At 60.6% G+C, this 13,746-nt stretch carries 11 protein-coding genes; 8 read left to right on the forward strand and 3 right to left on the reverse strand.

The genetic code is table 11. The features are described from left to right. Positions 1 to 299, forward strand: a 299-nt coding sequence (locus ACOVQ0_RS11060; RefSeq protein WP_421884275.1) for an Lrp/AsnC ligand binding domain-containing protein, incomplete at its 5' end; no start/stop codon positions are given. A gap of 29 nt (positions 300 to 328) precedes the next feature. Here ACOVQ0_RS11060 and ACOVQ0_RS11065 read toward each other — a convergent pair. From ACOVQ0_RS11065 to ACOVQ0_RS11075, 3 genes are all read right to left on the reverse strand, one after another. Beyond that, positions 329 to 1,441, reverse strand: a complete 1,113-nt coding sequence (locus ACOVQ0_RS11065) for a flavin-dependent monooxygenase (protein ID WP_421884277.1) — start codon at positions 1,439 to 1,441, stop codon at positions 329 to 331. A gap of 230 nt (positions 1,442 to 1,671) precedes the next feature. Further along, positions 1,672 to 4,149: a TonB-dependent receptor gene (locus ACOVQ0_RS11070; RefSeq protein WP_421884280.1), complete on the reverse strand. Its 2,478-nt coding sequence runs from the start codon at positions 4,147 to 4,149 to the stop codon at positions 1,672 to 1,674. Between the two features lie 706 nt (positions 4,150 to 4,855). Continuing rightward, positions 4,856 to 6,286 (reverse strand): NAD-dependent epimerase/dehydratase family protein, encoded by a 1,431-nt coding sequence (locus ACOVQ0_RS11075; RefSeq protein ID WP_421884284.1) that lies wholly within the window; start codon positions 6,284 to 6,286, stop codon positions 4,856 to 4,858. Between the two features lie 138 nt (positions 6,287 to 6,424). On the opposite strand from ACOVQ0_RS11075, the gene ACOVQ0_RS11080 reads away from it, so the two are divergent. The 7 genes from ACOVQ0_RS11080 to dmpG all read left to right on the forward strand — a co-directional run. Continuing rightward, positions 6,425 to 8,353 (forward strand): FAD-dependent oxidoreductase, encoded by a 1,929-nt coding sequence (locus ACOVQ0_RS11080; RefSeq protein WP_421884287.1) that lies wholly within the window; start codon positions 6,425 to 6,427, stop codon positions 8,351 to 8,353. Between the two features lie 75 nt (positions 8,354 to 8,428). Continuing rightward, positions 8,429 to 9,079 carry a TetR/AcrR family transcriptional regulator gene (locus ACOVQ0_RS11085; protein ID WP_421884290.1) on the forward strand — a complete coding sequence of 217 codons (651 nt, stop codon included), beginning with the start codon at positions 8,429 to 8,431 and terminating at the stop codon, positions 9,077 to 9,079. A gap of 231 nt (positions 9,080 to 9,310) precedes the next feature. Beyond that, complete coding sequence (locus tag ACOVQ0_RS11090; protein WP_421884293.1) at positions 9,311 to 10,522, forward strand: flavin-dependent monooxygenase; 1,212 nt, start codon at positions 9,311 to 9,313, stop codon at positions 10,520 to 10,522. 15 nt (positions 10,523 to 10,537) lie between these two features. Continuing rightward, on the forward strand, positions 10,538 to 11,368 hold the full coding sequence (locus ACOVQ0_RS11095; protein WP_421884296.1) for an alpha/beta fold hydrolase: 831 nt from the start codon (positions 10,538 to 10,540) through the stop codon (positions 11,366 to 11,368). Next, a complete protein-coding gene (locus tag ACOVQ0_RS11100) occupies positions 11,355 to 12,149 on the forward strand; it encodes a fumarylacetoacetate hydrolase family protein (RefSeq protein ID WP_421884299.1) in 795 nt (264 codons plus the stop codon). Before ACOVQ0_RS11095 ends, ACOVQ0_RS11100 begins: the two co-directional genes overlap by 14 nt. Positions 12,150 to 12,160: 11 nt before the next feature. Then, positions 12,161 to 13,102, forward strand: coding sequence for an acetaldehyde dehydrogenase (acetylating) (locus tag ACOVQ0_RS11105; protein WP_421884301.1), 942 nt, complete (start codon positions 12,161 to 12,163; stop codon positions 13,100 to 13,102). Beyond that, on the forward strand, positions 13,099 to 13,746 hold a 648-nt coding region (gene dmpG / locus ACOVQ0_RS11110; protein WP_421884304.1), incomplete at its 3' end, for a 4-hydroxy-2-oxovalerate aldolase. The genes ACOVQ0_RS11105 and dmpG, both read left to right, overlap by 4 nt.

Below are 13,746 nucleotides of genomic sequence, written 5' to 3' on the forward strand. Positions count from 1 at the left end.
AGCGCGCCCGCCTTGCCTTCATCAACGTGCAGGCAGAGGTCAACCGCGTGCGCGAGGTGGCGCAGGTGATTTCGGACATCCCCACCGTCAACGCCGTGCTCATCACGATGGGCCAGTTCAACATCACCGCCATGTGCCTGATTCATGATCTCGATGCTCTGGTCGAAGTTGCATCGGACCGCATTCTGGCATTGCAGGGCGTCCGTCACGTTGAAACGTCAATCGCGGTGAGGACGATCAAGTACAACGATCGCATGGCAAAAATCACCCGACCGTCCGTGATCTGCGACGACGACTGACCGCCACGATCACGTTGGCGGTTATCGGCTCAGAGGAAATAATCGCCGTTTTCACCGCCCATCAGGACACTGGCGTAATTGCGGGCAAAGCCGACCGGATTGTTGGCGACATGCGCGCGGGCCATCCGCACATCGTGCCACAGGTTCTGGAATTCGCTTCCGCTATAGACAGATCGGCCGCCAGCCACATCCATCAGCAGGTCCATCGCCTCGATGCACCTATCGGCGACAAGGCTTGCCTGATAGCGATAGCGCACGCGATCTGAAAGGGCGGGCTTCCATCCGGCCTTTTCCATCGCCTCGAAATTGCTGACCATCACTGTCAGGCATTCTTCAGCAAGGTTCGATGCGCGCGCGATCCGCTCAAGAACGTCAGGATCGGTCGTGCTTTTGCTCATGTCGGTGGACGCCAGCCCAACCCGGTCGCGGAACAGCGAAACCGCATGGCGGACCGCGCCGATCGCGCTGGTGTTGACCACACGAATGAAGGCTTGCGCCCAGGGCAGATCATAAACCGGGCTGGACTGGTGGTGGACCGAATTGAAACCGTCCATCTGCTTGTGCGTGCGATGGTCGGGCACAAAAACGGGCGTATCGATCACGATGTCATTCGATCCGGTGCCCTGAAGGCCCATCGTGTGCCACGTATCCTCGATCCGATAATCGCCTGCGGGAACAAGGAAAGTCCGGTGCCCCTCGCCCGCCACGATGCCCCCCAGCAGCACCCAGTTGCAATGCAGGCACCCGCTGGACCAGCCCCAACGACCAGAGAGCATGAAGCCGCCGTCTACCTGCTCGACCTTTGCGCCTGCCGGATTGTAGGAACTGGAGATCATCGCATCGGGTCCGGCACCAAAGACCTCGGCCTGCGTCTTTGGGGCCATGAGCGCGATCTGATAGTTGTGCACCGCCACGATACCCAGCGCCCATGCGGTGCTCATGTCTCGTTCGGCAATGGCGATCTGATCGATGAAGAAATCCTGCGGTGTGCCTTCCGATCCGCCAAAACTGGCTGGTGTGAAGTGCCGAAAGAAGCCTTCGTTGCGCAGCGCATTCACCACAACATCGGAAATACGCCGGGCCTTGCGACCTTCAGCCGCGTGGACCGAAACAAGGTCTAGCGTTGTTGCCGAGACCGCCATTGATGAAACTCCCGAAAAATCAACGCGCAGATTTTGAATCCATCATCTACGCAAAAACAGACTGAAAATGTTATTAGACCGAACTATACCATAATTGAACGAGAAATATCCGCCCATTGCACAAAAGTGCAGTTTGCAGCAGCGATCACGCCGACGTGGGCTGAATCAAAATGGGGGCGCCATTGCGGCAACCCCCATCCGATTGTGGCCCCATCCGATCGCAGCCGAACCTACCAGTTGAACTTGAGCGTAGCCCCGAATTCACGCGGGGCGGTCAGGTTGATCTGGCGATACCCGGAATTGAACGTACCTGCGATCAGCGAATTGACGAAACCTTCCCCAAGACCACGATCGGTAATCCGGCGCTGGTCAAGCAGGTTGCGGGCAAACACATCGAACTCCCACTTCCCGTCGTTCGAGCGCAGCCCGACAAACATGTTGAGCAGTTCGCGCGACTGGTAGGTGTACTGCGCGCGTTCGGATGCAAAGCCGGGGCGGTAGGTGAACAGCGCCCGCACGAACGGCGTGACAGAACCCATCGGCACGCGCACTTCGGTATTGGCAGTCAGGCTGAAATCGGGCGTTTCGGCCAGGCGCCCCGTTGCGGCGCAGTAACTGACATTGCCGGTTCCCGTAACCTTCGGTGTCCCGGTCTGGTTCGGCACACCCGTTCCGGCAAAATCGTTGCACGGCACACGCGCATTGTTGAAGCGCGCCTTGGTATAGGCAGCAGCCCAGCCAATGTTCCAGTTGTCGGTCACCAGACCGTCAAAAGCAGCCTCGACACCCTTTACCGTCGCATCGCCGTTGTAGTTGAAATCGAAGAAGCCATTCGTGGGCTGGTTCGCTGGCGCATTATAATAGATGCCGGTGAAGCGCGAAAGGAAGTTGTCGATCTTCTGGTAATAGGCCGACAAGGAGTAGTTCAGGCGGCGATCGAAGATCGTGCCTTTGAAGCCTGCCTCCACGGAATCGCTTTTCTCGTCAGCCGTGCGAATCAGGTCGGCAGATATGCCTGCCGGAACGGCCACCCCGGTGCTTCCAGCGCGGAACGAGTGGCCATAGGCCGCAAACACGTTCATTTCAGGCGAGATAGCGTAAGAGATGTTGACCCCACCAGTGATGGGCTTGTTGGTGTTGCGCTGCAGGTTGGCCGGAATGATCTCTGTTGGCCCGGAATTTGCCGCGCCGGTCAGGGTCAACTGTGTCGTCTGAACCGATTTCATGATCGAATAGCGCACGCCACCCTCGATAGAAAGCGGGCCAGAGCGATAGCGCAGGTTTGCGTTGAACGACCATGTCTGCGTGTTCACCGGCACGTTCACGCGCGTGGCAATGCCCAGCGTATTGGGCAGGGTGAATGGCGTGAAGCCGGGGAACGGAACGCCAATCGCTGCAAATGGCAGGTTCACCTGTGCATTCGGATTGACCGCATACCAGAACTGCGAGGCATCCTGACTGACCACCGTGGTGCCAACTTGCCGGGTGTAGAACGCGCCCACGCCCCAGCCCAGCCCTTCGGTGTTGTTCGATGCAATGCGCAGTTCGGCGGTGTCCACCTTGTACGGTGTTTCCACGTTCGAATACTGGACGTAGCCCGGCAAGGCGTTGGTAACATCCAGATCGCGCTGGATATTCAGCCTGCTGAACTGGTGTGCGCCCACCAGCGAAACGGTGGCTGCGCCAAGGTCATATTCCAGGTTAAGATTGACGATGTGCGACTTGTTCCGGTTGCGGAACACCCCGTCCTGCACCGAAGTATAATCATCGGTGGTGAGTGCAGGGCCTGATCGCACGCTTGTATCGGGCACGAACACCCCGGCAAGTGGCGCTGGCAGATCACCAAGGCCGGGCACGGGGATGGTGAAATACTGGCTGTAGGGATTGTTTCCTGCGCCCACGACCTGCTGAAACTGGCGATTGTCCGCTTCAAGATACTGGTAGGTGAGATAACCGGTGAAATTGTCGGTCGGCCTCCAGCCCAGCGTCACACGCGCGCTCTGCGTGCTGCTCTTCGACCGCTCGTTGCGAGTGATGTTGCGCACGTGGTTCAGCCGGTTGCCATCGACCAGCGCAGCAACGCGGATCGCCAGCTTGTCCGAGAACGGCAGCGATGCGCCCATCTGTGCGTTATAGCCTGCGCGCGTGGTGCCGCTGATCTGCGCATAACCTTCCGGCGCATCAAAATCGGGGCGGCGCGTTGCGATAGTGATCGCACCGGCAGGGGCCGATAGGCCGCGCAGCAGACCTTGCGGCCCGCGCAGCACTTCGATCTGCTGGATATCATAGATCGCGGTATAGACCGTCTGCGGATCGGTCGGAATTTCGTTGTAGTAGACCTGCACGGCGGGCGCGGTGCCCTGATCGGGATCAAAGGCGATACCGCGCAGCGTCGTGGTGTTGTTGCGCCCGGTGGAGTTCGTCAGCTCCAGCCCCGGTGCCAGTTGCTGCACATCCTTGACGTCGAAGATCTTGAACTTCTCAAGCTGCTCGCCGGTTGCCACATTGACGGTCATCGCCACGTCCTGCAGCCGCTGGGATTGGCGCGTTGCGGTTACGATAATCTCGTTGCCAGTCGGTTCATCAGCAGGCTGCGCTGGCGCTTCTGCAGCCGCCGCGCCTTCGGCAGCGGATGCCGCACCGGGAGACATCATCGCCATCAGGCTTCCGCCGATGAGCAACGAAAACTTCAGAGTCCCGAATTTCATATTTCCTCCCCTTCGATGCAGGCAACCCTTGCGTCGGGCTTGCCGCGTTTAAATCATGCACTCACCAGTTCATTCGCCGTGCCACTTGCCGGCCAAGCCAGATGCAGATCCGGTCGGATGAGGATGGAAGCGGGCAAAGAAGTGCCCTGCACGCCCTGCCCCGTGGGCAGGCTGCACACCGCCTTTACGCCATCCCCTCGATCGTCTCGCATTCGCGATTCACTTAGAAGTTAGTCTTAACTAACATCATCGATGGGGTACGTCAAATCTTTTGCAATCATTTATGATCATTTACACTCTTTCGGCGGCAAACGTTCATGGTTTGCGTAGCAGTGCTGCGAAAATGCCACGCATTATGATGGGCGCGGGTGAGCGGTTGCGGCCACGCTGGCAGATGAAAGGTCGCGGCGACGGGGTGGCTTGTTAGGGTCAGGACCCATTACTCGCACCTTCGAGGTGCCGGAATGGCGAACATATCGAGCGGAAATTCGTGCCGGGAAGGCTGGTTGCCTTTCCAAACGGATTTCTGTTCGAGATGGAAGCCATTCCAGCGTCCCGGAGGGATTTGACCAAAATGGCCCATCACTGCGTTGGATGGTCTTGAAATAGAACCACTATTCCCGCGCCCATCCGCCTTGCGCTGGGCCATTTTGCCTCAAACCTCGAAGGTGCGAGTAATGGGTCCTGACCCTAAGCCCCGTTTCGATCAATCGCAGTCGGGCCACACTTGCGCGAAGAACGGATTGGCAGCATTGTTCGCACCATAGCTTGCCTGGTCGGTCATGCAGGTTGGGCACCAGTGACCACCTTTGAGATAAAGGCGCGGTGTCATCGTGAAGTCATGGCCAAGCGCGCAACGGAACTGTGCCGGAGCATCCGGTTCGCAGGAATTTCCATCGAAGGTGCCTCCACGAAATTGCGCTGCCGCCGAAAGGTCGCTGGCTGACCAGTCGCTTTCGGCTTTGCTGGTGTCATAACCATGATCGAGCAGTGAGACGGCGCGCGAAGGCTGGCGGAACTCGAAGTCCGCCCAATCGCGCGGCAATCTTTCCCACGCCTCACGCGATCCGAAGTATGCTTCGATATGCCCCCTGTCGTCGCTCGCAAGCCAGTTGAGCGTGCCTCCCGGCCCCTTGGCCAGTTTCTCCATGCGTGCGCGGCCTGCGCCGGGAAACAGCCTTGCGATCAGTCGCACCAGCGCCGGCATCCCCGCCACCATGTTGTGCGCCCAGTCTTCCAGCGTTTCCGACCGGAAGGGCACCAGCGCTTCCAGCCGATCTGAATCGGCATACCATTGCCCGTGAAAGTTGCGCGTGGCGAACCAGTGCGGGCGGTAGCTGGCAAAGGCATCCTTCTGCCGCAGCGCGCGGGCCGTGATCTGCGCGAATTCGTGGTTCACCACGCGCAGCCTTTCTCCACCGCCGATGTTGTAGAACTGCCGCCAGAACGTTTGCGGCACGGCATCCTCGCAGGTGTTGGCGGCAAGCCGTGCGGAATCGCCCACCGTCACCCATTCGAAAACGCCGTTGAACGGGTTGTGGAAGATGATCGGATCAAAGGTCTTCCAGATATCGGGGTGGGCGATACCGGTCTGTCGCAGGGAAACCCAGCGCTTCAGGCCGCTTTGCGCAACGATGGCTTCGGCTTCGGTCTTGCTCACCGCATATTGGTCGTAACGGCTGATCTTGATCGGATCGCCGGTGCGGCCCCAATGCACCGGTGCGTTGCGGTGCCCGGTCTGCGCCACCGTGCCGATATAGACCAGCGCGGTCGTTTCGGCCTGCCCCGCCGCCTTTATCGCATCGACGATATTGCGTGCGCCGCCAACATTGACCTTCATCGTCAGTTCCGGGTGGTGATCGGCCAATGGCGATACAAGGCCGCCGATGTGCAGCACCTGATCCGCACCCTTGACGCCGCGCCACATGTCATCGGTGCTCGTCAGGTCACCCCACACCCATTCAACCGCCGGATTCCCATCAAACCGCTTCACCACCGGATGATCGCGTTCTTCGGGGCGCACCAGCGCGCGGACTTTGAAACGATCCGCGCGGCTGACCAGTTCGGCCAGCGTGGCGCGGCCCATGTTGCCGGTGGCACCGGTCAGGAACACGGTCTTCTTGGTGGAAATCGCCACGGGGCACTGCTCCAAACGGACAATCGATCCCCTATGTTCGATTATAACGCCGCTTCCGTCAACAGTTGTAAGTGACCACTTCCCATTTCAATATCGATGATGTAAGTGAACACTCATAACTAATGAGGAGGTATCCTGATGGCTTCGATTCTCGCCGCAGAGCGCACTGGCTTCAATCCCCTGGCCGATGGGCCGGATCTTGCCCGCGCCCTGGATGAAGCCAATGTGCCCACGCTGCTGGCAGCTTACGCCTATCTCTCGCACGATGCCGACTTCCTCGAAAAGTTCGCGGCCCATATCCGCCCGGCGTTCTCCTATCCGCCGACCGATATTCCCGAAGCCCTTGCCGACGAGTTGCGCCTCAAGCTGCGGCACCTCCTCACCACGGGCGAAGGCCTTGCCCAGACGGAAGCATCCGATACGCTGGTGCAGCGCATCATGTCGGTCACGGTGGGTGAACCGGTCGAGGATGAATTCATCGCGCTTGTCTATGACCAGTGCGGCTTCCGCCCGTGGGTGGATCGCAGCAAGCTGCCAGACCGCCCTGCCCCGAAGGCTGGCTTCAAGGTGCTGGTCATCGGTGCCGGCATGACCGGCATGGCGGCTGCCACCAAACTGCGCGAGGCCGGTTACGACTTCGTGGTCATCGAAAAGAACCCCGAAGTCGGCGGCACCTGGTATGAAAACCGCTACCCCGGCGTGGGGGTGGACACGCCCAGCCACTTCTACAGCTTCAGCTGGGAAATCTGGCCCGATTGGCAGCACTATCACCCGCACGGCGCGGATATGCAGCGCTATATGACCGGTGTTGCCGACAAATACGACATGCGCCGCGACATCCGCTTCAACACCGCCGTCGAAACGCTGGTCTGGGATGAAAAGACCTGCACCTGGACCGTTACCGTGCGCAACGCCGATGGCAGCAGCGAAGCGCTTGTCGTCAATGCGGTGATCAACGGCCACGGCCCGGTCAACCGCTTGAAGATGCCCGACATTGCCGGGCTTTCCGATTTCACCGGCCCTGTCGTCCACACCGCCGCCTATCCCGCCGATCTCGATGTGAAGGGCAAGCGCGTGGCCGTGATCGGCACCGGCGCCAGCTCGGCCCAGCTCTGCGGCGCGATCGCGCCTGATGTGGCCGAACTCACCGTTTATCAGCGCACCAAGCACTGGGTCATCTACAATCCCGAAATCGCCCATGAAGTGGGCGAGGGAATGAAGTGGGCGCTAGGGAACATTCCCAGCTTCAAGGAATGGTTCCGCTTCCGCGTCTATTGGGCAGCGGCGGACGGCCTGTTTTCCAACGTGCTGAAAGACCCGGCATGGGCCGAAAACATGCAGGCCGTCTCGGAAGGCAACGAGATGACGCGCCAGTATGCGCTCTCCTACATGCAACAACGCTTTGCGGACCGGCCTGATCTGATCGAGAAGCTGACGCCAGACTTCCCGATCTTTTCCAAGCGCATCATCCTCGACAATGGCTGGTTCGATGCGCTTGCACGCCCCAACGTCCATCTCGAAGATCAGGGCATCGCGCGCATCCTGCCCAACGGCATCGAGGCTGCGGACGGTTCGGTGTTCGAATGCGACGTGATCATCTGCGCCACCGGCTTCAACGTCTCGAAGATGGTCGGCAATCTCGTCATCAAGGGCGAAGATGGACGCGATCTGGGTGAGGAATGGGGTGCCGAAGACCCGCGCAGCTATCTTGGCATGTGCGTGCCGGGCTACCCCAACTATTTCCACACCGTCGGCCCCAACAGCGCACCCAACCACGCTGCGGGCCAGAACCTGATATCCGAAGCGCAGGTCAACTGGATCATCGAAGCGCTGGACCGCATCAACGAATCCGGCGCGCGCGCCTTTGAAGTGGAACAGAGCGCGTTCGATGCCTGGAACCGCAAGGTCGATGAACGGATGCCCGAGATGATCTGGACCCACCCGCGCGCCAATTCCTATTACAACAATTCCAAGGGGCGCGTTTTCCTGTCGTGGCCGTGGCGGCTCGTCGATTTCTTCAACGCGACCCGCGCGCCTGAACCCGGCAGCTACCGCCTGATCGATTGACGGCGGATAAGGCCCCACCCCGGCCCTGCGCTGCATCTTGCGCGGGGCCGGGGTTTGCGCCTAGTTTCCGCATTGATGAAACGCACTCGTCTTCCCGCGAAAGACCGCAAAGCCCTTATCCTGACCAACGCCCGCGCAATTTTTGCACAGAACGGTTACGAAGCCGCGCGCACGCAGGACATTGCAAAGCGGTCTGGCGTATCCGAAGCACTGATGTATCGCCACTTTCCGTCCAAAGTGGCACTCTACCGCGCCGTTCTGCGCGAAGTGATCCGCGAACAGGACGCCAGCTACGAAGTGCTGGCTCTTCAGGAATTGAGCGGGCGCGCGCTCATCCGAAACATGCACGCCTATTTCAGGATCGTGGTCGATCCGGCACCATCACAGTTCAAGGAAGGCTTTCGCCTGCTGCTGGCCAGCCTCGTGGGCGATACCAATTTCGCCAATCTGGTCTATCGCCGAGCGCACCGCCTGATGAACCACCGCCTCACGCAGGCTTTGCGCAACGCGCGCGACGCGGGTGATATCGTCGGGCGCGAAATCTCGGTCAGGAACACGTCGCTGTTCACCGAACATGTCGGCACCGTTCTGAACGTGCTCATCGCTGATGGCGAAAGGATGCCATACGATGGCACTGCCGAAGATCTGGCGCGCGATGCGGTATGGTTCTGCAGTCGCGCCGTTGGCTTTACCGATGCGGCGATTGCGCGGCATCTGGAAGACTGATCCCGCAGGTGCAGCCGTGCCGTCCTGCGTCGCCAACATCGCCCCTCGCTACGCAGAATAGCCGCATCCTGTCGGGTAATTCCTCATTATCGAAAGTATTTTGGCTTTTTAATTGACGATTTGCGTATCCGATGCCATCGTAAATTACGAATGCAGCGTAACGCCGACCAAATGTGAGTCGGTAGGTTGCATGGTCCTTTTGGGCAAAGTGATTTGGGAGAGATCGGGAACATGGTCAGCGCAGTCGCGATGTCGCGGGCAGACTCAATTCCGCTGGGGGATGAACTGGTTGCGCGCGCCCGCGCGATGATCCCCACCTTGCGCGAACGATCGCAGGCCTGCGTTGCCGGGCGCGATGTTCCGGCTGAATCGATCGCAGAAATGCAGGCTGCAGGGTTCTTCCGCATTCTCCAGCCACAGCGCTGGGGCGGCTACGAAATGCACCCCAACGTGTTCTACGATGTGCAGAAGGCCTTGGCCGAAGGCTGCATGTCCACGGGCTGGATGTATGGCGTGGTCGGATGCCACCCTTATGAAATCGCGCTGTTTCATGAAGAAGCGCAGGCCGAAGTCTGGGGTGAGGATACTTCGACGCTCGTATCGTCATCCTATCAGCCGGTGGGCAAGGTCACCCCGGTCGAAGGCGGCTTCCGCCTGTCAGGCCGCTGGGGCTTTTCCACCGGGTCGGTTCACTGCAAATGGGTCGTCCTCGGCGCGCTGGTGCCGCCCAGCGAACCCGGCGGTGCGCCTGATATGCGCGCCTTCCTGCTGCCGCGCGCCGATTACACGATCGATACCGATAGCTGGCATGTCTTCGGCCTTCAGGGCACCGGCAGCCATGACGTGATCGTCGATGACGTGTTCGTGCCCGAACACCGCACGCACCGTTCGGTCGATGGCTTCCTTTGCACCAACCCCGGACAGGCCACCAACCCCGGCCCGCTCTACACGCTGCCCTGGGCACAGGTGTTCATGCGGTCTGTCTCCACCGCGGCGTTTGGCGGGGCACGCGCAGCGATCAATGCCGCGCGCGAAATTGCCGAAAACCGCGTGTCCACCAACACTGGCAAGGCATCGAAGAACGATCCGTTCCTGCTCGCCGCTGTGGCCCGCGCCCACGCCGAAGTGACCGAGATGGAAATGACCCTGCGCATGACCTTCGAAGATCTGATGGGCTATGCCGAACGGGGTGAACCGATCCCGATGGAGAAGCGCACGCTCTACGCCTACAATTCGGCTTCGGTCGTGCGGCGCATGGCCGATCTGGTGGATGATATGGTCAAGCTGCTGGGCGGACGGGCGATCTACAATCATAGCCCGATCATCCAGCCGTGGCTCGATCTTCACGCAGGGCGCGCGCACGTCGCCAATGACCCGGCCAATCGCACGCTCGATGTGGTCGGCGCGATGAACGGGCAGGCCCCCACTTTCAACTTCCTCTGACGCGGAGCGTAACCAATGGCCGATCTCGCCAAAACCACGCATCGCGTCAGCGGCGGCTACGATATCCTGATTGCCGAGGCCGGAGACGCAGGCGCGCCTGCCGTCGTGTTCATCCACGGCAGCGGTCCCGGCGCATCGGGGGCATCGAACTTCCGTTCGAATATCGATGCTTTCGTGGACGCCGGATACCGCGTGATCCTGCCGGATCTGATCGGCTATGGCGCATCGTCAAAGCCCGAAGGCATCGATTACACGCTCCAGCTTTTCACCGACACGCTTTACGAAGCGCTCATTGCCCACGGCATTTCCAGCGCCAGCCTTGTCGGCAATTCGCTGGGCGGCGGCATCGCCCTGCAGATGACGCTGGATCATCCCGAATTCACCCGCAATCTCGTGATGATGGCACCGGGCTGCGTGGCAGAGCGGGAAAGCTATTTCGTGATGCCCGGCATTGCCAAGATGGTGTCCAACTTCGGCGGGCCGGATTTCAATCTGGCCGAACAGAAGCGCCTCGTCTCCAACCTCGTCCACCCCGATTTCGCGCCGAACATTCCCGATGCGCTGGTGGTAGAACGCTTCGAAGTGGCCCGCACCCAGCCCAAGGACGTGATCGTGCGGATGCGCACGCCCGATCTTTCGCCGCGCCTGCCCGAAATCATGCAGCCGATGTTCGTGCTGTGGGGCCTGAACGACGAATTCTGTCCCGAAGCACACGCCCGCCTGTTCCTCGACAACTGCCCTGATGTCCGCGCCATCACCTTTGGCCGCACCGGCCATTGGGTACAGGTCGAACGCGCGGCTGAATTCAACGCCTATGCCATCGAGTTCCTCAATGCCCGCCGATAAGATTCAGCACTATGGCGCCGCGCTTTACGGCGCCCTGCGCGCGCGCAAGACCATTGCCCCGCTGATCGAACAGGACGCATCGCTCACCCTTGATGATGCCTATGCGATCAATCTCGATTTCCTGTCGCGCCGCGTGGCCGATGGCGAGAAGGTCGTCGGCAAGAAGATCGGCGTGACCAGCAAGGCCGTGCAGGACATGCTGGGCGTCCACCAGCCCGACTTCGGCTTCCTGACAGACTGGATGCACGTCGAAGGCGATATCGATATCGATGCCAAGGCGCTTATCGCGCCGCGCGCCGAAGCGGAAATCGCCTTTATCCTGAAAAGCAGCCTGAACGGTCCCGGCGTGACCGCCGCCGATGTTCTGGCCGCGACCGAAAGCATCGCGCCCTGCTTCGAAATCGTGGACAGCCGCATCGATGACTGGAAGATCAAGATCGTCGATACCGTGTCCGATAACGCTTCGTGCGGTGTCTATGTGATCGGCAAGGAACGCCTCGATCCCGCTCGCCTCGATCTCCCCAACCTGCATGTCGCCGTAACCAGGAACGGCGCGCCGCTCTCCGAAGGATATGGCCATGCGGTACAGGGCGATCCGGCGCAGGCCGTGGCGTGGCTGGCCAACACGCTCGGCGCCTATGGCGTCACGCTCGATGCAGGCGATGTGATCCTGTCGGGCAGCCTCGTCCCCCTCGCTCCGGCGGCCAAGGGGGACCGTTTCGAAATGACCTTGAGCAATGCAGACGGCCCGCTGGGCACCTGCGTTGCAAACTTCGTTTAAGGACCACTGCAATGGCACGCATAAAGGCCGCGATCATCGGTTCGGGCAATATCGGCACCGACCTGATGATGAAGATGATCAAGTATCCGCAGAACATGGAACTGGCCATCGTCGTCGGTATCGACGAGAAGTCCGAAGGCCTTGCGATGGCACGCCAGCACGGCATCGCCACCACGCACGAAGGGCTTGAAGGCCTGCGCGCGCACCCGCTCTACAAGGATATCGGCATCGCATTCGACGCGACCAGCGCCTATGCCCACAAGGTCCATGACGAAGCGCTGCGCGCCGATGGCATTCAGGTGGTGGACCTGACGCCCGCCGCCATTGGCCCGTTCATCGTGCCGCCGGTCAACATGGAAGCCAACCTTGGCGCGTCCAACGTCAACATGGTGACATGCGGCGGTCAGGCCACGATCCCGATGGTCGCCGCCGTCGCCCAAGTCGGCAAGGTCCACTATGCAGAAATCGTGGCTTCGGTTTCCTCCCGCTCCGCCGGTCCGGGGACCCGCGCCAACATCGATGAATTTACCCGCACCACCGCCCGCGCCATCGAAGAAGTGGGCGGCGCGACCAAGGGCAAGGCGATCATCATCCTGAACCCCGCCGAACCCCCGATGATCATGCGCGATACGGTGTTCACCCTGTCCGAAGGTGCAGATGAAGACGCCATCCGCCAGTCCGTGGCCGATATGGTGGCGCAAGTGCAGAAATACGTGCCGGGCTATCGGCTCAAGCAGGAAGTCCAGTTCGAACGCTTTGGCGATAACAACAAGCTGAAGATTCCGGGCCAAGGCGAATTCACCGGCGTCAAATCGATGATCATGCTCGAAGTCGAAGGGGCGGGCGATTACCTGCCGCCCTATTCGGGCAATCTCGACATCATGACCGCCGCCGCCAAAGCCACCGGCGAACTCCTCGCCGCGCGCCGCATGGCGAAGGAGAACGCAGGATGACCGCCAAGTTCAACGTCGAAGCGGGCGACAAGCTCTATATTCAGGACGTCACCCTGCGCGATGGGATGCACGCCGTGCGCCACATGTATGGCGTCGACCATGTTCGCGCCATCGCCGCCGCGCTCGATAAGGCCGGGGTCGACGCCATCGAGGTTGCCCACGGCGATGGCCTGTCCGGCGCCAGCTTCAACTACGGCTTCGGCGCACACACCGATTGGGAATGGCTCGAAGCCGTGGCAGACGTGCTTGAAAACAGCGTCCTGACCACGCTGATCCTGCCCGGCGTCGGCACGGTCGAAGAACTGCGCCGCGCTTACGACATCGGCGTCCGCTCGGTCCGCGTCGCGACGCACTGCACCGAAGCTGATGTTTCGAAGCAGCACATCGGCATCGCCCGCGATCTGGGCATGGACGTGTCGGGCTTCCTGATGATGAGCCACATGATCGAACCCGAAGCGCTCGCCGCTCAGGCGCTGCTCATGGAAAGCTATGGCGCGCAGTGCGTCTATGTCACCGACAGCGGCGGCGCGCTCGACATGGACGGCATCCGCGCGCGCTTCCAGGCCTATGACCGGGTGCTCAAGCCCGAGACGGAGCGCGGCATGCACGCGCACCACAATCTGTCGCTGGGGGTCGCCAACTCG

This window comes from Novosphingobium sp., from assembly GCF_049240505.1.
Lineage (GTDB): Bacteria > Pseudomonadota > Alphaproteobacteria > Sphingomonadales > Sphingomonadaceae > Novosphingobium.

Bases quoted from the DNA above. Each gene is read 5' to 3' on its own strand.
- ACOVQ0_RS11080 (WP_421884287.1), top strand. From the start codon at position 6,425: ATGGCTTCGATTCTCGCCGCAGAGCGCACTGGCTTCAATCCCCTGGCC.
- ACOVQ0_RS11090 (WP_421884293.1), top strand. From the start codon at position 9,311: ATGGTCAGCGCAGTCGCGATGTCGCGGGCAGACTCAATTCCGCTGGGG.
- ACOVQ0_RS11100 (WP_421884299.1), top strand. From the start codon at position 11,355: ATGCCCGCCGATAAGATTCAGCACTATGGCGCCGCGCTTTACGGCGCC.
- ACOVQ0_RS11085 (WP_421884290.1), top strand. From the start codon at position 8,429: ATGAAACGCACTCGTCTTCCCGCGAAAGACCGCAAAGCCCTTATCCTG.
- ACOVQ0_RS11065 (WP_421884277.1), bottom strand. From the start codon at position 1,441: ATGGCGGTCTCGGCAACAACGCTAGACCTTGTTTCGGTCCACGCGGCT.
- ACOVQ0_RS11105 (WP_421884301.1), top strand. From the start codon at position 12,161: ATGGCACGCATAAAGGCCGCGATCATCGGTTCGGGCAATATCGGCACC.
- ACOVQ0_RS11070 (WP_421884280.1), bottom strand. From the start codon at position 4,149: ATGAAATTCGGGACTCTGAAGTTTTCGTTGCTCATCGGCGGAAGCCTG.
- ACOVQ0_RS11095 (WP_421884296.1), top strand. From the start codon at position 10,538: ATGGCCGATCTCGCCAAAACCACGCATCGCGTCAGCGGCGGCTACGAT.